The organism is Clostridium formicaceticum (assembly GCF_001854185.1).
Classification (GTDB): Bacteria; Bacillota; Clostridia; order Peptostreptococcales; family Natronincolaceae; genus Andreesenella; species Andreesenella formicacetica.
Genome location: NZ_CP017603.1, coordinates 1548466 through 1568357, shown reverse-complemented (window position 1 = coordinate 1568357; position 19892 = coordinate 1548466). Strand labels below are relative to the sequence as shown.

Below are 19892 nucleotides of genomic sequence, written 5' to 3'. Positions count from 1 at the left end.
ATCCTCTCCCCTTATAAATAATTTATTTATAGTTGCTTTTAGCTGCTTATATAGAAATATTAGTCTGACTTTCGTCTAGTACTATAATAAATTGCCACAAGAATAATCAATCCCTTAAAAACCCTCTGAACATAGGGAGATACCCCCATAAGATTTAAACCATTACTTAAAACCCCCATCAACAGGGCTCCTAATAAAGTTCCTAGTATATGTCCACGGCCACCAGCAATATCTGTTCCTCCCAGTACAACAGCTGCAATAGCATCCAACTCAAATCCAACTCCTGCCATTGGCTGACCAGACATAAGTCTAGAGGTTAAAATAATCCCGCTAATACTAGCAGTAAACCCGCTTATAAGGTAAGCTATAATTTTATACCTTTTTACCTTAACACCTGATAAACGAACTGCTTCTTCATTTCCTCCGATAGCATAAATGTATCTGCCCAGTGGTAAATGATTTAGAATCACATAAGCCAAAATATAAACAATAATCATAATCACTACAGGCATAGGGATGCCTAAAATATATCCTCTTCCTATAAAAGCGAAGGACCTTGGCAAGCCTGATAAGGGGTACCCCCCTGTATATAATAAAGACAATCCTCTTGGAATCTCCATCATGGCTAGTGTAACGATGATTGCTGGGATTTTAGCATAGGCTACAAAAATACCATTTAGATAACCTATAAAGGCCCCAAGTGCAATACCAATGATCACTGCCACTGCAGGAGGTAAACCAGAGTTGATCATCATTCCCGCCATAATGGTACCTGTAAAAGCCATCACAGAACCAACGGAGAGATCGATACCACCAGTTAAAATGACAAAAGTCATTCCTACAGCCAAAATCCCATTAATAGATACCTGTCTTGCTACATTTACTAAATTAGATGTGGTTAAAAATTGCTCACTGATGATAGCCATAAATATACATAAACCTAAGAATCCCACCAAAGTTAGCATTTCTTGATTTTCAAATAACTCCTTCAGCTTTGAAGAAGGCTTATTATTTTTCGTTTCAATTTTTTGAGTATTGATTTGACTCATTGCCAACACCTCCTGTTGCATAATACATCACTTCTTCTGATGTAGCTGTTTTTCCACTAATTTCTGACATTACTTTTCCCTTGTACATAACAACAATCCTGTCGCTCATTCCAAGCACCTCTGGTAGTTCAGAGGAAATCATAATAATTGAAATTCCGTTGTCTGCTAGATTACGTATTAATTTATAAATTTCTTCTTTTGCTCCCACATCAATTCCCCGGGTAGGTTCGTCGAAAATTAATATTTCACATTCAGTACTTAACCATTTTGCTAATACTACTTTTTGCTGATTACCTCCACTTAAATTTTTCACCTTTTGCCTCATATGGGGCGTCTTTATCAGGAGATTTTCAATGGATTCTTCAACAATATTTTGCTCCTTCTTTTTATCAATAAAGCCATAGTTACTTGCAATCTTTTTTAATATGGATAGTGTAATATTGTTTTTAACGCACATATCTAAAACTAACCCTTGCGTTTTTCTACTCTCAGGAATCAAGCCAATACCATGATCTAAGGCTTCAGCAGGGGACTTAATCTCTATCTTTTTTCCTTTTAGGTAAACTTCCTTTTCTTCTACACTATCAGCACCAATTAATGCTCTTATGGTTTCTGTTCTTCCTGCCCCCACCAATCCAGCAATCCCTAAAATTTCTCCCTTTTTTAGATGAAAGCTTACATCATTAATGATGCTGTTTTTCAGCTTTTTCACTTCCAGCAAAATATCAGCTTCTTTATTTTCCCATGAGGGTTTCTGTGGAAAACTATTAATGATCTCTCTTCCTACCATCATTTTTACAATATCTTGCTTTGTACATGCTGCTATATCCTTTGTTGCAACCCATTCACCATCTCTTAAGCAGGTCATACGATCCGCAATTTTAAAGATCTCATCTAGATGATGGGAAATATAAATCATCGTTACGCCGTTTTCTTTCAGTGTAGCTATAAGTTCAAATAATTTATCTATTTCATTACCCGTTAAACTGGCTGTAGGTTCATCAAAAATTAATATCTTTGTATCTATGGCAATCGCCTTGGCAATTTCAATGAATTGTTGATTGGCAACACTCAATCTAGCTACTGGTTTGTCTAAATCAATCTCTGCATTTAATCTTTCTAATACCTCGCTTGCCTCTTTTTTCATTCTTTTTTTATCTAAAAGTCCGCCGCTTTTTTTTAGTTCTCGACCTAAAAAAATGTTTTCAACAGCACTTAGGTAGGGAATTAAACTGAATTCTTGATGAATGATACTGATTCCCAGCTGCTGTGCTTGTTTTGGGTTTGTAAAATTAACTTCTTGACCATTGAATAAGATTCTGCCAGTAGTAGGCCTATAAACACCTGATAAAATCTTCATTAAGGTTGACTTCCCCGCGCCATTTTCTCCTACTAAGGCATGCACTTCCCCCCGTCTTATATCAAAACTTACACCATTAAGTGCTCGAACTCCAGGAAATTCTCTAGTTATATTTTGAATTTCTAAAATCTTATCCACTTATATCACTTTCCTTTCTATGAGCCCCACTGTGTTTATTGAAGCGCTCCTTTTTTGTTGGAGCGCTTCAATATATTAAAGTATGTCTATAAATTTTAATATACGAATCATGCTTCCTGAAACACTAGGCCCCGCAATTAAAACCGAAGTCAAAGAAATATATTACCAGCTAAATCCTGCAGCATTCTCGATGGTTTGTAACTGAACATCGATAGGTACTACTTCTGGTACAACTTCAGCTCCCCATAGTTTAGCTAAAGCCATTCCAAGTCCTATTCTTACTTGGTCACGTGGAAATTGAGCAGTAGTAGCTTTGAAAACACCGTCTTCCAAGATAGCTTCAATTACTTCTGGATGTCCATCTACACTATAAATCCATACATCACGTCCAGAAGCTTCAATAGCTGCAAGCGTACCTAATGCTCCCCCATCATTTACACTGAAGATAGCATCTAGGTCAGCATGTGCTTGTAACATATTCTCTGTAACATCCATCGCCACGCTTCTTTCTTGTCTACCATTTTGGGTATCTACAATTTCGATCCCTGGATATTCAGCAACAGCATCTTTAAAACCTGCAACCCGCTCTAAGATAGGAACAACTGGAATACCATCAAGAATTGCTACTTTTCCTGTTCCCCCTAAGTCTTCTGCCATCTTTTTACCTGCTAAGTAACCTGCATCATAGTTTCTAGAACCTACAAAAGAATCAATCGGTCCATTGGCTTGTGCATCAACTGCTACAACAATAATCCCTGCATTTTTAGCAGCAATAACTGCTGTCTCTATCCCTGCACTATCAGCTGGGTTTAATAATAAAATATCAATTCCCTGCTGAATCATATCTTCTATATCATTTGTCTGCTTTCCTACATCATGGCGTGCATCAGTAACAATAGCCCTAGCTCCTATTGACTTTGCTGCCTCTTCAAATGCCTCATGCATTGTTATGAAATATGGATTATTCATATCTTGAAAAGCCATTCCAATTACTAACTGTTCACCTGTACCTCCTGCACTTCCACCCGCTTCAGCATCCCCATCTACATCCACGTTTCCCCCACTACATCCTACGGCAAATACCATTACTGACATAAGTAATACTAGTAATAAAGCAATCGACTTCTTACTCATTGAATTTCTCCCCTTTTCTAATTTTATTCAATTTCGAAACGATTTCCCTATCTGCAAAACATATTACCCTTTAATAATCAGATGCCCCACCCCCTTCTTCCTGTATAGTGTTCTAAAGAATTTCTAAATTTCTCAAAACCCCCTCTCGAACTTGTTTTATTCCTCTGATTATCTACTGTTTTGTATCTATTATTATCTTGTAACCTTATCATCCCATTAAGTTTTCTCTAAAAAGACAAAAAAGGATGCCTTATTATACGTATAGCAATAATAAAAAAACCTAAAGCAATACGCAAACAAGGCACCCATAGCCTCAACGAAATCCTATATCAACCGTAGACATAAAATTTCCAATGTATTTTATTTTAATATCCTTTAATCCATTAACACAAACATAGTTCAAGTAAGTCTATGCCACCCATAAGCATATAACTGTTCATGTAATCCAAATTTTAAATTTTCAGTAACTTTTGTATTTATTATAATATTTTTATATTTAGTAGTCAAGTTTAGTTTTTTATTTAACATAATAAATTGTGTTTTGTTATGTTCTAAAAATATTACTTAAAATCGAAAAGCTTATCCGCTTGAATAATTTCTTTAGCCACTTCTACTAACTTTTTATTATGATCTCTGCTCATTTTCTGTAGTCTTTTCATGGCCTCTGGCTCCTTTAAGTTCATTCTATCCATCAAAATACCCTTTGCCTTCTCAATATGTTTGCGAGCTTCTAAAGCTTTTTTTGTATCCTTAAGCTCGTGCTGTAATTTTGTAAATTCCTCAAACCTGGCTAAAGTGATATTTATAGCTACCTTTATATCTCTTATATCAATAGGCTTTATTAAATAATAAAGAACACCTTCTTTTGTAGCCCTTTTAATAAGATTTTCATCATGATAACCACTTACTATGATACTGGGAATAAATAACTCTTCATTCATTTTCTTAATTGCTTCAATGCCGTCTAAAATAGGCATATTAATGTCCATGATAACAAGATCAGGCTTTTTTTCTATAGCTAATTTCACCGCCTTCATACCATCAGTAGCCTCTGCTACCACTTGATGGCCTAGTTCTTCGATATTAGATTTTAAGCCCATTAGGCATAAATATTCATCTTCCCCTACCAAAATTCTCAGCGGTTTTCTCATATCTTCCCCTCCAATTTCTAACATAAAGTACGCTTAGGTTATTACCTAATTTTACATTTTCCATGATTGTCTTGAACTTTTGGTGCTTAGTCACTTTATAAGAATCTTTTGATCAGGTAATGTAATTTTGACCTCTGTCCCATCTCTATTATCGAAATCCATTTTACCGTGAAATTCATTGGTGACAATGGCATACACAATAGATAATCCTAAGCTGTCTAATTTGCTTAAATCAAAATTTGCTGCCAGGCCTACACCATTATCTTTAACTGATAAGAAAACCTTTTCATTGAAACGTTTGCATTGAATATGAACTGTTCCCGCATCCTTTCCTAAAAAAGCATGCTTAAAACAATTAAGTACTAGCTCATTGATGATTAAGGCTATAGATGAAGCTTTGCTATAGGGAATAAATATGTTATCTAAGTCTAAATATATTGTTATTTTAGCATCAATATTAATAAAGTCCACAATAACTTCAATGATCTTTTTTACATTAATAATGCTTCTTCCTAATTTATCTCTAGATAAAAGATCATGAACAGCGGCTATGCTTTTTACACGTGAAGTAATATTGTCTAATATATCATCTATAGATTTTTGGGGATTTTTATCAATAAACCTCTTTTGTAAGGAAATTAATCCTACAATAGATTGAAGATTGTTCTTAATCCTATGGTGACTCTCCTGCAACAAAGCTGATCGCCCCATTAATCTTGTACTTTCAATAGCTATAGCAGCATGTCTTGCAAAAGCCGATAAGTACTTAGATTCTTCTTTAGAGTAAACATAAAAGTCTTCATAATAAATCTGAATAATGCCGGTTATTTGAGATCTAATCAAAACTGGAATACAAATAATCGTCTTGATTTTGTTCATTTTTTCAAACAAAGAGTTAAACACCCTGTCCTGTTGGTTGGAATAATAGATGTCACTTTGTTGTGCTATCTTTATGATCACTTCTTTCTTTAGTTGAGCTTGAAACTCTTTTTTAGTTTTAAATTCTAAGCTATCTATAATTGTACTGGTGCTTTCATCAATTAAATCAATCACACATCCATCTGCATTCATGACTTTGGTTACTTCTTTTGCTAAGAGCAATAGAACATCTTTTAGTTCATATTCTGATGTCAAAAATTCTGCTGCTTTAAAAACTGCATCTAAAACACTTTGAGTACCTGCTTCTTTGTCTCCACCACTTCCTTTATATTTATAATCTTCTAGCATGTTTAGCAGTGATTGTGGATCTTTTTTAGCTATGTCGGCCGATAGTCCTCCGCTAATTCTTCCCTTTGATAAGACTGAAATCTGATCTCCAAGTTTTAAAGCCTCTTCCCATTGTTTCGTAATATAAATAACACTACCGCCATTTTCTTTATAGTCTTGGATGATTCTATATAGTTTAGAAACATTTTGAGCTGATAATCCTTCCGTAGGTTCATGCATAATAATCACTTGTGGATTCTTCATAAATACTTGAGCTATATATACAATTTTTTTATTTTCTCTTGATAAGTTACCCACCTTTATATTATAGTTCAACTCAAAATCCAGCTTGTCTAAAATTTCTTGGGCCGTTTTCTTAAGCTTTTTCCAGTTAATCAAAGGGAAAAATTTTCTTCTAGGTATATTAGTTAAAGAAAGATTCTCCGCTACTGAAAGGTTGTTTACCAATACTGGTTTTTGATGTAAAAGCACCACATCTCTTTTATTAAGTAAATTTTCATCCACTCTTTTTCCTTTGAATAATACTTTTCCTTGAACATCTTCTTCAAATGCTCTTAAAGAATGTATAAAAACACTTTGTTCAGAGCTGTTTTTTACTATTAAGACGTGTACCTGTTTAAAGCCTAAATTTAAATTTATATTATCTATATATCCATCTGAATTATGATAGGTTAGATTCTTAATTTGATAAATAAATTCAGACAAAACCTACACCCCCTTCCAAGTAGTCCTAAAATCAACTCTTTTTTATAGATTTTGTACTTGCTTTATGCTAAGAGCAATCTTTCCTCGTTCTACATCTAAACCAATAATTTTTACCTCTACCTCATCTCCTACAGAAATTACCTCCATTGGATTTTTCACGAACTTGTTGCTTAGCTCAGAAACGTGCACAAGGCCGTCCTGCTTTACCCCTATGTCTACAAAAGCGCCAAAATCAACAACATTTCTTACGGTACCTGTCATAACCATATCTACCTTTAAATCCTCCATCTTTAGAACATCACTCCTAAAGATAGGCTTCGGCATTTCTTCTCTTGGATCTCTGCCAGGCTTTTTTATCTCTTGAATAATGTCCTGCAAAGTAGGTAGTCCTACCTCTAATTCCTCTGCCAAATCCTTTAACTTAGTTCCGTATTCTGCTATCTTTTCTTCAATACTCCTAAGCTTGCCCACCTGTATATCTTCTTTGCTGTATCCTAGCTTTTCTACCAATCTCATTGTAATTTTATAAGACTCAGGATGGACAGCTGTATTATCTAGCGGATTATCCCCATGAGAGATTCTTAAAAAACCTGCACACTGCTGAAATACTTTATCTCCCAGTCTCTTGACTTTTTTTAGTTGAAGTCTATTAGTAAACTTTCCGTTTTCTTCTCTATACTGTACAACATTTTTAGCAACAGCAGAGGAAATTCCCGCTACATATTGCAATAAAGACGGTGTAGCCGTATTTAAATCTACCCCTACACTATTTACACAGTCTTCAACCACATTCTTTAACGTTTCTCCCAATTTGCCTTGATTTAGATCGTGTTGATACTGGCCTACGCCGATGCTTTTAGGATCTATCTTTACTAGTTCCGCTAATGGGTCTTGTAGTCTGCGGCCTATAGAAATAGCACCACGAATGGATACATCTATGTCTGGGTACTCCTCCGTTGCCAGCTTAGAAGCTGAATATACAGATGCACCTGCTTCACTTACAATCGTGTAATATACCTTATGATCAATTTCTTTTAACAGCTCTGCTATAAGAAACTCCGTTTCTCTAGAGGCAGTACCGTTTCCTATTGGGATGATATCAATTTTATATTTATCTATGAGCTCCTTTAGTACTTTCTTGGCCTCTTCTACTTTATTTTGAGGTGCATTGGGATAAATGGTAGTATAGTCTAATAACTTTCCTGTCTCATCCAACACAGCAATTTTGCACCCTGTCCTATAACTTGGGTCAATCGCTAAAATCCTGACATCCTTCACAGGAGGAATTAAAAGCAGTGGCTTAGTGTTTTTGCCAAAAACCTTTATTGCTTCCTCCTCAGCTCTTTCTGTCAGAATGTTTCTGATTTCTCTTTCCATAGAGGGAGCTATTAGACGCTTATATGCATCTTCTATAGCTTCCTTTAGAACAGGAATAGTAATGCCTTTTTTGCTGGCAACCACCTCTTCCATTAAGTATGTCATCACTTCTTCTTCCGGGCTTAGCAGCTTTACCTTTAACTTTTTTTCTTTTTCTCCTCTGTTCAAAGCTAAGATTCTATGGTTGGCGATTTTACTTACCCCTTCACTGAAACCATAATACATCTCATAAACTGTTTTTTCTTCTTGATCCACCGCTTCACTATGAATCACGGCTTTTCTTAAGTTCATCCCTCTTATTTTTTCTCTATATTTTGCATCATCTGATACAATTTCAGCGATAATATCCTTAGCACCACTTATAGCATCTTCAACATTCATTACTTCTAATGCCTCATTAATGAATGGCTTTGCTAAATCTTCTATTGTTCCATGTGAAATTTCCTGTATCAAAAATATCTCTGCTAGAGGTTCTAAGCCTTTTTCCTTTGCAACTGTAGCCCTTGTCCTTCTTTTCGGTCTAAAGGGTCTATACAAGTCTTCAATTTTTTGAAGTACCTCCGCCATTAGTATTTCCTTCTTTAATTCTTCTGTCAGCTTTCCCTGTTCATCAATCAACCTTATTACTTCTTCTTTTCTTGATTCTAGGTTTCTTAAATATACAAGCCGTTCGTGTAAGTCTCTTAAAACCTCATCACTTAACCCGCCAGTCATTTCCTTTCTATATCTCGCAATAAAGGGTATCGTGTTACCTTCATCTATCAACTTTATCGTCTCTTCAACTTGACTGATTTTAATATTAAACTCTTTTGCCAACTGGTTTATTAACTTCATTCTGATAATCTCTCCTAATTTTATTTTAAAAATTTTCTTCCCTTTATTATTCTTCTTACTTATTTCCAATTCCTTTATTTTATCATGATTTTTCTTTTAAAGTATACACAGCACTTTTTCATTAATGACCTTTTTTATTGATATCGCTTTTTCTCCATTGCTTTACCTCTTCAAACTGCCAATGATCTGGAGAAGTAACACCGTAAATCACCTGGCCGTGTCCTAAGGCATAGCCTATGATACTGCCTAAAGTAGCTGGTACCCCAAGCCTCAATCCCACCATCTCCACCAGCATAATAGCAGCAGCGATAGGTACATTGGCAATAGAGGCTAAGCTTGCCGCCATGCCTGCTATCACTAAGGAAGCCGATAAACCAAATTCACCATTTCCCATAAGGACAGAAATAAAGTTGCCGCTAATGGCCCCTATAAAAAGAGCAGGAATGACTAAACCAGCACTTCCTCCTGAAGTTACTGTAAAAGAAGTAGCTAGAATCTTACCTGCTAATAACAATAGCAATAGCTTTATTGGAAAAACTCCATGAATCATTTCTTGGATAACATTTGTTCCCGTAGCTGCTACGTCTGGAAGAAAGATAAGAATGATTCCCGTAAGCAATCCTCCTATGAAAGGATGCATCCTTTTGTAGGGAAGCTTATCAAAAAAGCCTTGAACTTTACGAAAAATCCACATAAACAAAAGAGAGGCTAATCCTGCTGTCACCCCTGCCAGTAGGAAAGAGGGGACATTCCAGACATTGGGCAAATAGTTTGGAATAACAAACATGGGGTTAGCATTTGCTAGCATACTATAGATGACAAAACCCATGGTGGAGGATAACATCGCTGGAAAAAGGTCTGCATAATGTAAAGAAGATTTATATAATATCTCCACCACAAAAATTCCTCCCCCCAAAGGAGAACGAAAAATAGCACCTATCGCTCCAGCTGCCCCACATATTGCTAAAGTCCTGCAATCTTCATCACAAAAATAATTTTTCCATGCCCTGAGTTTGGTGATACCACTGGCAAGACCTCCCCCGATTACCAGCATAGGCCCTTCTACCCCACCACTGCCTTGAAAACCTAAGGTAATGGCTGTAACAGCTATTTTGCTAAATACCATTTTAAAGGGTAGAGGACTATTCTTTTTATTGACAGCATAGATGTACTTATCCGTACCAAAGCCTGCGGCATTTTTATCCCATAGGTATAAAACGGATACCAAAATCCCCCCTACAGCTGGTGCAATCCACTGGGGAACCATAGCACTCATTTGGGTTATAAAATCTATAGAAAATTTTAAAACCACCGCCGCCAGCCCTCCTCCAATCCCCATCAAGGTGGCGACAACCAGCCATTTTGTCATATATTCTCCAACGTATTGAAATATTTTAAACATATATCATACCCCTTATATCTATAGTTGTTTTTCCTGTTATCTTTACTTCTAAGTATTTTATTAGTATTCTACAGTTCTGCTTTATTTAAGCAAAAACTAATTATATACGCCACTTATGCAATTTTTCTAGTTATCCAAAGGAGAATCAAATGTACGAAGCGAATGCATCTGAAAGAATTATAACAATCTCTATTCTGTATGAACGATGCCCAGCAGAAACAAGTTTTGGCTAAAATAAACTTTCTCAGTCCAATAGTTTACTACTTTTTTTAACTCCTGTCAAAAAAACACCACCTTAGTAAACTTATTACTAAGATGGTGTTCTTATTATCCTTTTTGCCACTCTTTATTATTGTTGACAACATAGTCATTTAGTTGTCCTTTTCCGTAGGTCATGCCTGCTACAATTTTAGGGGCTTGAGGAGATGTCACTGTTCCTTGGCTTCCTGCCCTTTCCCCTAGTTCCTTCCATCCCTCATAAAGTGGCGTAATCACTTTAATCGCCAGTTCCAATTTTTCTATATTTTTGTTGTTTTCAGCCTCTGTTATTAACTGATTTGCATAAATGTAGAGGCTTTTTAGATTACTAGCAATTTCTGAATTCCCTTGTATTGTGGATAAAAGCTCTGCTAAAATTGCTCTAGCCTTTTGCAGGCTGTTATTTAGCTTTTTATAAGCACTCACCTTTAAATAATCTATACCGTCCTCTAAAACGTCCAATAAGCCTTCGTATAAGATCGCCACCAACTGGGCTTCATTAGCATTTGCTACACGGCTGGCTAGATATTCTTTTTCTATCAATTTTATTCACCCCAAATTAAGCTTGAGGTTAAGACTGAAAACAATCTTAACCTCTGGCTTTTTGTATTTATATCCTATAACTCTGTACATCAACATTAGCTTTAACTATGACCTATCCTCCCAAAGGTTCTCCCCCTTATGCTCAGGGAACAGCTTGAGAAAATTTTGCATTATTATTTTTAAGTTAATGCCTATAATCCTTTTTTATTTTAGCTTCCCAACAACTGCAGGATAGACTGTGGCCTTTGGTTAGCCTGAGCCAGCATCGCAGTTCCCGCCTGCATTAGAATATTTAGCTTCGTAAACTCAGACATCTCTAACGCCATATCCGCATCTTCGATTCTCGATAAGGCCGCTGTTAAGTTTTCTGTTGTATTATCGAGGTTTGCAATTGTATACTCTAATCTATTTTGGGTTGCTCCTAAAGCTCCTCTAATTTCTGCTACTTGTCGAATAGCATTATCATATACGGTAATAGCCGCTGTTGCCTTTTCTTCAGTAGAAACATCTAAAGAATATTCTACTAGGTTAGCAGAAAGACCATCTGTTACACTGGCATTTAACACATAGGCAGCTCCCTCCACCCCTGGGTTACCATTTGGCACATTAGAGCTGATATTAAGTTGTTGCGCTCTTACATCTCCCACGGATAGCCTAAAACCTTGTCCTTGATTTGGACCTATTTGAAGGTTCGTAACAAACTCTTCTGGTGTTCCCTCTATATAAATCAACTGTCCCGCAAAACCTACATTACCAGGCTTTGCCTGCATATACAATCTATTGGCAGACTCTGACACATTCTTAAAGATATAATCTGCTGCACTTGGATCAGTTCCTTGATATTCATTGAATAATGCTGCTACCTTTTCCGCATCATTTCCTTGAACTAACTCTACCGCTTGCAGCTCTAAGCTAGCTATCGCCTTTACAAGTCCTGCTATATCATCTACACCATTTAGGCTAGGATTTGTAGCTGCTGCATAGTCCTTCATATTGATAGCACGGTTGGTTCCTGCATAAACCTCCACATCACTGTTGTAAAACTCAATAATCTCATTGCCTATTAGAATTCTAGAACCAATCTCGGGTAGCTGATTGAAATGGAAGCTTCCCTTTGCCAGGGATACATCATTTTCAGCCACACCTTTATACACTTTAGATACACCATTCTCTACCAGCTTTCTTCCGGCTGCATCCACCATGTTTTCCCCAAATAATGTCTTTATGGCATCGCTTCCTACAAAAGAAATACTTGCATTTCCTCCTACAGTGCTGGTTCTAAATTCTAACTGTCTAGGCGGTCCGCCTGCATCTGTAAATACCGCTGTTCCTGCTTTGCCAAGAGCAATGTTGATAGACTCTAAAAATGCATTCTCCAACATTTCTTGTTTTTCAGCATCAGTTTTTCCAGCACCTGCAGCACCATTTAATTCCCGGGTCAAGTCTCCTAACTTTCCTAAAGAAACTCTTTTTTCTTCGCCGTCTATATAAATGGCTAAGCTCATGGAGGACCAGTCTTTCGTATCTATCTTTGCTTCCGCAGTTATTGCTGTGCCTGTTGCTTGACCTGTTTTTTCTGTAAGAACAATATTAGCATCAGTACCAGTTATAGCAAATCTAGTATTTAGTGTATCATTTGCTGCAATTGCTGCCTTTAGATTAGCAGCTTGCTGTTCTACTGTTCCATCTCCTACCTTAAACTCATTTGGGCCCAATGGATCTTTGTCATTAACTACGGCTTTAAAGACCTGCCCATCTATACTAATGGTTTCTCCCACCTTAAAGGGCTCTATAATATCAAAGTTCCATGCGCCTAAGGACTCTGCTGCTGCGGTTACACCTTCTGTTGTTGGTGTAGAAGCTGTTTTTGCAGCATCAGTTAGTGCGTCATTATCAGCAACAACACCTATATCACCCACCACAGTAATCTCACTTGCATCTATACCTAAACCAGATAAATTTAAACCTTGCAAAGCAGCTTGGATTATTGCAGCAGTGTTGCTGCCACCAGAAGTGCCTGTAGTGATAGTAATCGTATCAGTGCCGTTAAATACTGCAGTAGCAGCAGTAGCACCACTACCTGCAGCATATACAATCTTTAAAGCATTAGCATTAGCTCCGTTATTAGTACCGAAGTTAATTGTCTGTGTATTACCACTTGTAACTTCTACAACATATTCCGCAGCCTCTGCATTTGTCTGCGCTACACTAGGATTTATTTCATTTACTTGACTGATTTTATCTCCTCCTGTGGAGACATCAATCAAATTACCAGCAATCCCCACCACCATAGAAGCCGGCTGTCCTGTAGACATTCTATGTACTTCTGTATTGGAGTTTGGTCCTTCATTTCCTCTTAAGATTCTTCTGGTGTTGAATTCTGTTCCGTTAGCAATTCTATTGACCTCAGAGGTTAATTGATTAATTTCATCTTGAATCGCTCTACGATCTTCATCTGTCACGGTTCCATTAGCGGATTGTACTGCTAATTCTCTCATTCTTTGAAGCATAGAGTGGATTTCGTTCATAGCTCCCTCTGCTGTTTGAATCAGTGAAATACCATCTAATGCATTTTGAGATGATTTTTTAAGACCTCGTACCTGTGCCTTCATTTTTTCTGAAATCGCCATACCAGCTGCATCATCTGCTGCCTTGTTGATTTTTTTTCCTGATGACAGTCTTTCTAATACCTTTGTTGATGCATTGGTATTGCTGTTTAATAATCTGTGGGCATTTAATGCCGGAATATTGTGGTTAATTCTCATCCCGATTCCTCCTCATTTTTTCTCTAATAATACTCTATGTAAAATTTCAAAACATATCTTCGTTAATTTCCTTCAATCCTCATTACATTTATCGTCCTATTTCTTCATCTTCTTTAGCTTTTTTGCAAAATATTATCCACCTTTACTTCTTAAAAGAGGGCTCTGGCTTTTTCAGCCTTCTCCTTATCAATACCTTCCACAAAAATCAGTACTTGTGCTACAATTTCATAAAGCTCCGGCGGTATCTCTGTACCTACCTTAAATTGTATCAATTCCTTCACCAGCCTTTCATCTTCATATACTTGAACTTCATGTTCTCTTGCCCGTTGTATGATCTTTTCAGCAACATATCCTTCACCAGCAGCGGTGATTTTAGGTACCTGATCCTTTTCTATATCGTACTGTAGTGCTACGGCTTTTTTAAGTTGGTTTTTTTTCATCGCTACACCTCTATATCTTTACATCCAAAAGGCTTTTCTTTCTTTTTTCATTAGTAGCTACTTCATCTGCCATTGTCAAAATATGTTGCTCTTCTTCCACCCTAAAGCTTAAATCCTTTAGCTCATAACCCATCTCTTGTAAAAGTTCCTTCAACTGATTTTCATATTTCGCTATCAGTTGTTGATCTTCTTGATGATTGAGTCCCATCTTCATAACAACCCTTTTATAATTTACCCCCACATACACATTTACATTTCCCATGGTATTGGTGTCAAAGTTTAAAAGAATAGACATATCTCTAGGATCAATTTTTTTACTGCCCTTCTTATCCTTCATGATATAAATTTGAAGATTTTTCAGCTGATCTCCCATCATCACAGGTAATTGCAAGACTGTATCCTCCTTGTTTAGATGCATTTGAATCTCTAAAGAATCCAAAAGCTTTTCTCCTGATTTTTGTAAGGATGTCTTGCTTTCATTGTCTAGCAGATGGGTCTTTGTCTCCAATTGCTTTAAAAGTCTTCCAAACTCCTCATAAGGTCTATTGCCTTCTATCTTCCCCACTTTTAAAGCTTCGTCTACCTCTCGAAGTAGTTCCCTCATTTTAAAAGCAACTTCTTTTATTTCTTTTCTAGGACTTTTCTCAATCGCCTTTAGGATTTCCTTCATTTGATATCCTATTTGCTGTTGATTGCCTAAAAAGAAGGAAAGGTTTTGCACTTCCTTCAATGTAACAGGTATGGCATTTTTTAAGAGCAAAGAAAGAATGCTATCTTTTTGCTGATAGGTAATACCCTCCATGCTTTGCAGTAGCCCTTTTAACATTTCATCTTTAAGAACATTCTCCTCTTGTAATAAATCTGCAGGAATCTCCCTCTCTATAAAATCCCTTAGGTCCTTTAGCAGTATTTTATCTAATGTCATGCCCTGTACTTCTATTTTTTCAAGTAGATCTGTTGTTAGGCCTTCTTTAATGGCTTCTAGATGTTTTTGAAATTGATATACCTTCTGCAAATTTGACCTATTCAAAGACAGGTTATTTTCAAGAAGGTTTCTTATAACTTCTTTAATGTTCTTTTCCTCTGCTATAGCCCCTAGCTGCGGTGTATTTTCCTTCAAATAATTTTTAATTATAATATCTGTTCCTAATGGAAGCTCCTTTGGAAATCGTAGCTGAGTGCCCTCCTGCATCTCTATGGCTTCTATTTCCCCCTGTAAAAGCTTCTGACTTAACTCTAAGGCTTCTATGGTCATAGGAAGTTGATTCTTTATTTGAAAAATCAATGTACCCATTTCTATTTTTTCAAGCCTTTCCAGCATCTCTAAGCGTTGAAATCCTAAACTTAAAGCTTTTGTCCCTACCTTTCCTTGTTCTGGATCTATCGTTTCTACTACATCTACTTTTTCCTTATTCTCTTGAGGCTGGAGTTTTTCTATCTCTGCTATAGCATCCTTTACTTGTTGTAAGACTTCTTCTTTTTCTCTTGCTATTCTTCTTTCTACTCCCGTCTTTTGGGACTGGATTTGAACTCCCTTTACATCTGTTTGCTTTATCTCTGCTTGTTCCATCTTTATTTTTTCTATCTCTGTTTTTACTGAACCTATCTTTTCTGCACTCACCTCTTCTGTATTCTCTTGAACTTTCATTTCTTCTACTTCTACGATAAGATCTTTTAACTGCTGTAATATTTTCTTTTCTTCTTTACCTTCTATTTCAGGAACCTTTAACTTTGCTACCGCTTCTTTTACTGCTTCAAAAGCTTCTCTTGGCATTTTTTCCTCTAATTCAGCTGCCTTGATTTTTATCTCCTTAAGATGCTTATCTATCTCTACAGATATTTCCTTCACTGTTTCTCTAGATATTTCTTTGATCTCTTCTGCTGCTTTTTTTGCCACTTCCTGTGTAGCTTCTTTCGGCATCTCTTTGACTGTCTGATTTTCTATATATTCTGCTAAATCCTTTACCTCCACTTCCTCTAACTGTAGGCCCTCCTGTAAACTTTTATCTACCGTAGTGGTGGTTAGATTTTCTGTGATATTTTCCACGTGAAGATTGGTTTCATAAAGTTTTGCTATATTCTCTTTGCTAAGAGGAATGCTGTTCTTTACCAAAGCCTGCACTGCTTCTATATCCTTGTTTTCTGCTGTTAGCCCCAGTTTTTCTCCGTTTTTGTCTATAAAGCTTTTAATTGCCTCCATCGTATTTGCCATGGCAATTTTAGGCAGTTTCACAGTTTCTTTCATATACTGCTGTAGATGCTTGGCTAATCCTTGACTTCTTTCCTGTAGTTTTTCTACTTCCTTTGCTGCTGTTTCACCACTTTTTTCTGTCAGGTGTTGTACTTCTTCTCTGACCTCTAGCAGTTCCTGACTGGTGGATAAGGTTTTTAGGGTCATAGGCAGCTTGTTGTTCATTTGAAAAGCTACTGTATCAAATTTCAAGTCCTTTAATTGGTTCAACATTTTTGCTAATCTCAGGCTAGTATCCGTCACTACCCTTGCTTCGGCTGATGAAACCCTTGAAACCTCCAACCCTTCTGAAGCCTTAGAGAATTTTAATGTTTTTATATTGTTGGACTTTTCACTTTCTACTTGTTCCAACTTTTCCAACTTACCCAGTAGATTTTTTATTATTACTTCTTTTTCTTCTAGTTTTTCTACCACCTCTGTCAGCATTTTCTCTACATTTATTCGTTCTTCATCTGTTTTCATTGCATGCTCTTGGGGTTTAATCTTTTCTACTTCTACGATAGCATCCTTTAACTGCTGTAATATTTTCTTTTCTTCTTTACCTTCTATTTCAGGAACCTTTAACTTTGCTACCGCTTCTTTTACTGCTTCAAAAGCTTCTCTTGGCATTTTTTCCTCTAATTCAGCTGCCTTGATTTTTATCTCCTTAAGATGCTTATCTATCTCTACAGATATTTCCTTCACTGTTTCTCTAGATATTTCTTTGATCTCTTCTGCTGCTTTTTTTGCCACTTCCTGTGTAGCTTCTTTCGGCATCTCTTTGACTGTCTGATTTTCTATATATTCTGCTAAATCCTTTACCTCCACTTCCTCTAACTGTAGGCCCTCCTGTAAACTTTTATCTACCGTAGTGGTGGTTAGATTTTCTGTGATATTTTCCACGTGAAGATTGGTTTCATAAAGTTTTGCTATATTCTCTTTGCTAAGAGGAATGCTGTTCTTTACCAAAGCCTGCACTGCTTCTATATCCTTGTTTTCTGCTGTTAGCCCCAGTTTTTCTCCGTTTTTGTCTATAAAGCTTTTAATTGCCTCCATCGTATTTGCCATGGCAATTTTAGGCAGTTTCACAGTTTCTTTCATATACTGCTGTAGATGCTTGGCCAATCCTTGACTTCTTTCCTGTAGTTTTTCTACTTCCTTTGCTGCTGTTTCACCACTTTTTTCTGTCAGGTGTTGTACTTCTTCTCTGACCTCTAGCAGTTCCTGACTGGTGGATAAGGTTTTTAGGGTCATAGGCAGCTTGTTGTTCATTTGAAAAGCTACTGTATCAAATTTCAAGTCCTTTAATTGGTTCAACATTTTTGCTAATCTCAGGCTAGTATCCGCCACTACCCTTGCTTCGGCTGATGAAACCCTTGAAACCTCCAACCCTTCTGAAGCCTTAGAGAATTTTAGCGTTTTTTCTCGTTTATCTACCAGCGCCATCAATGTTTTTATATTGATGGATTTTTCTTCTTTAATCAACTCTATCAATTTTTCATTTTCTACCTTCTCCAACTTTTCCAACTTACCCAGTAGATTTTTTACCTCTATTTCTTTTTCTCTTATCTTTTCCACTAACTCTCCCAGAGGTTTTTCTATTTCCGTATCTTCTGACTTTTCTTTCTCTCCCTCTGTTTTTTCTACACTTATTTTTTCTGCTTGAATTTTTTTCATATCCTCTTGATTCCTGATATTTTCTACTTCTATCATAATATTTTTCAGTTGTTGCAGCATTTCGTTTTTTTCTTTTTCTGCCACTTCAGGAATTTTCAATTTCTCTACTTCTACTATTTTATCCTTTAGCTCAGCAACTTTTTTCTTTAGTTCATGAAGCGCTTTTTCATCTGTAGTTTGTGGTATTTTATTTTCTATGCTTTTCATTAATTCTTTTATTTCTTCTATCATTTCTCTTGAAGTTTCTTTTACAGACGCCTCTTCCGTTACTTTTTCTGTCCCTTCAGACCTTTTTATCTTTTCATCTTCAGATTCCTTTATTTGTTTTACCAGCTCTGTAATTTCTTCCTTTTCCACCTCTATCCCATTGCCTAGAAGTTCCGCTGTTTTTTCATAATTAAGATGGTCTTTTAATTCTTTAATTGCCTCTTTAATTTCTTGTACCTTTTCAATATTCGCCTTTGTAAGGTCTAGCCCAGCCTTAACAAAATCCTTCGAAAGTCGTACAGCTTCTTCTGTTGCCTTCACTTCTTCTCTTGCTAAAAGCTCCCTAATATCCTCCTCCATTGTCCTTAAGTCTTTTTCTGTGACTTGAGGAGCTCTGTAGGATGTGGTTTCATAGAGATTAGCAACAGCCTGTCCTATATGTTTTTGTGGTTGAATTTTTCCCTTTACTACGGCATTTTTTAATTTATATAGATAATCTACAGTTGCATCGATTTTATTTTTTACAGCATCAATGATGGTCTCCTCTTTTATGTCCTGAAGGTCATCCACTTTTCTGATAACATCATGGATTCGATGGATGTTTTTCTTTGTAATATCCATCTCTGCCTTATGTAGGGCCTTCATAGTATCAATAATATCCTTACCCATTTTGCTGCCATAAAGCCTCATGGAAATTTTTTCTGCATCCTCTGTAGATAACTCCTTTTTTCTCATAAAAAGTTTTCGTAGTGAAAAACCTTCCTTTTCTCCTTTAACCTCCTGTATACCCACAGCTAACTTTTGTAATGCCTCTTCTGAAATATCTACATTTTTTTTCAAAAGCTTAATGGCTGTATCATAGTCTAGCCCCTCTACCACTTGTTCTAAATGCTCCTTAGCACTAACGAAGGCTTGAATATTTTCTTTAGAAATTTTCATCCCATGCTTTTCTAAGACGGTTAGCGCATTTTTTGTGGTTTCATTGACAGGAATATCTAGTTTCCTTAATAGCTCTGCTTCACTTTCCTCTTCAGAAATTTCATCCAGGACTTTTGTATCAGATTCATCATATAGTTTAGATTTTACGAAATCTTTTTTGTCTACAACGACAGTTTCTCCTATTTCTCCTTCAATGTCACCCTTCAACTGTACCTCTAGCATTTTGTTATCACCTAAGTGAAGGGTAATGTGATTTGCTTCTTTATGCACTAAGGTTCCTTTGATTTTAAAGGATTCGGCACTTTTACCATAATGTTGATGACGAATTCCTAAGGTTAGTTTTTGAAAAATATTACTGTTCATTTTGTCACCGCCTTTTACCTTCTGCTTATTTTATCGTCATTTTTCTTCTCTTCCTTTAATTTAAATAAAATAGCATTTCATTAATGTTTTTTA

At 36.4% G+C, this 19892-nt stretch carries 11 protein-coding genes; all 11 read right to left on the bottom strand.

Features of this window, described 5'->3' with window-relative positions; genetic code table 11:
• Nucleotides 1-59: 59 nt before the first annotated feature.
• Nucleotides 60-1049, bottom strand: a complete 990-nt coding sequence (locus BJL90_RS07275) for an ABC transporter permease (protein WP_070965955.1) — start codon at nucleotides 1047-1049, stop codon at nucleotides 60-62.
• Nucleotides 1021-2547, bottom strand: a complete 1527-nt coding sequence (locus BJL90_RS07270) for a sugar ABC transporter ATP-binding protein (RefSeq protein ID WP_070965952.1) — start codon at nucleotides 2545-2547, stop codon at nucleotides 1021-1023. Before BJL90_RS07270 ends, BJL90_RS07275 begins: the two co-directional genes overlap by 29 nt.
• A 162-nt stretch (nucleotides 2548-2709) precedes the next feature.
• A complete protein-coding gene (locus tag BJL90_RS07265) occupies nucleotides 2710-3681 on the bottom strand; it encodes an ABC transporter substrate-binding protein (RefSeq protein ID WP_070965950.1) in 972 nt (323 codons plus the stop codon).
• Nucleotides 3682-4241: 560 nt separating this feature from the next.
• Nucleotides 4242-4832 (bottom strand): ANTAR domain-containing response regulator, encoded by a 591-nt coding sequence (locus BJL90_RS07260; protein WP_070965947.1) that lies wholly within the window; start codon nucleotides 4830-4832, stop codon nucleotides 4242-4244.
• A 90-nt stretch (nucleotides 4833-4922) separates the two neighbouring features.
• Nucleotides 4923-6764 carry a histidine kinase dimerization/phosphoacceptor domain -containing protein gene (locus tag BJL90_RS07255; protein WP_070965944.1) on the bottom strand — a complete coding sequence of 614 codons (1842 nt, stop codon included), beginning with the start codon at nucleotides 6762-6764 and terminating at the stop codon, nucleotides 4923-4925.
• Between the two features lie 42 nt (nucleotides 6765-6806).
• Nucleotides 6807-8975, bottom strand: coding sequence for a Tex family protein (locus tag BJL90_RS07250; protein WP_070965942.1), 2169 nt, complete (start codon nucleotides 8973-8975; stop codon nucleotides 6807-6809).
• 121 nt (nucleotides 8976-9096) lie between these two features.
• Complete coding sequence (locus tag BJL90_RS07245) at nucleotides 9097-10377, bottom strand: chloride channel protein (protein WP_070965939.1); 1281 nt, start codon at nucleotides 10375-10377, stop codon at nucleotides 9097-9099.
• A 327-nt stretch (nucleotides 10378-10704) separates the two neighbouring features.
• A complete protein-coding gene (locus BJL90_RS07240; RefSeq protein ID WP_070965936.1) occupies nucleotides 10705-11178 on the bottom strand; it encodes a flagellar export chaperone FliS in 474 nt (157 codons plus the stop codon).
• Nucleotides 11179-11387: 209 nt separating this feature from the next.
• The gene (locus BJL90_RS23130) at nucleotides 11388-13943 is read right to left on the bottom strand and encodes a flagellin N-terminal helical domain-containing protein (protein ID WP_070965934.1); all 2556 of its coding nucleotides are present in this window, start codon (nucleotides 13941-13943) and stop codon (nucleotides 11388-11390) included.
• A 149-nt stretch (nucleotides 13944-14092) separates the two neighbouring features.
• On the bottom strand, nucleotides 14093-14383 hold the full coding sequence (locus BJL90_RS07230; protein WP_070965931.1) for an EscU/YscU/HrcU family type III secretion system export apparatus switch protein: 291 nt from the start codon (nucleotides 14381-14383) through the stop codon (nucleotides 14093-14095).
• A 10-nt stretch (nucleotides 14384-14393) separates the two neighbouring features.
• Entirely contained in the window at nucleotides 14394-19799 is a 5406-nt protein-coding gene (locus BJL90_RS07225) for a DUF6240 domain-containing protein (RefSeq protein WP_070965928.1), read from the bottom strand.
• Between the last annotated feature and the right edge of the window lie 93 nt (nucleotides 19800-19892).

Excerpts from the sequence above, each read along its gene's own strand:
- BJL90_RS07275 (WP_070965955.1), bottom strand. The coding sequence starts at position 1,049 with ATGAGTCAAATCAATACTCAAAAAATTGAAACGAAAAATAATAAGCCT.
- BJL90_RS07265 (WP_070965950.1), bottom strand. The coding sequence starts at position 3,681 with ATGAGTAAGAAGTCGATTGCTTTATTACTAGTATTACTTATGTCAGTA.
- BJL90_RS07260 (WP_070965947.1), bottom strand. The coding sequence starts at position 4,832 with ATGAGAAAACCGCTGAGAATTTTGGTAGGGGAAGATGAATATTTATGC.
- BJL90_RS07250 (WP_070965942.1), bottom strand. The coding sequence starts at position 8,975 with ATGAAGTTAATAAACCAGTTGGCAAAAGAGTTTAATATTAAAATCAGT.
- BJL90_RS07245 (WP_070965939.1), bottom strand. The coding sequence starts at position 10,377 with ATGTTTAAAATATTTCAATACGTTGGAGAATATATGACAAAATGGCTG.
- BJL90_RS23130 (WP_070965934.1), bottom strand. The coding sequence starts at position 13,943 with ATGAGAATTAACCACAATATTCCGGCATTAAATGCCCACAGATTATTA.
- BJL90_RS07230 (WP_070965931.1), bottom strand. The coding sequence starts at position 14,383 with ATGAAAAAAAACCAACTTAAAAAAGCCGTAGCACTACAGTACGATATA.
- BJL90_RS07225 (WP_070965928.1), bottom strand. The coding sequence starts at position 19,799 with ATGAACAGTAATATTTTTCAAAAACTAACCTTAGGAATTCGTCATCAA.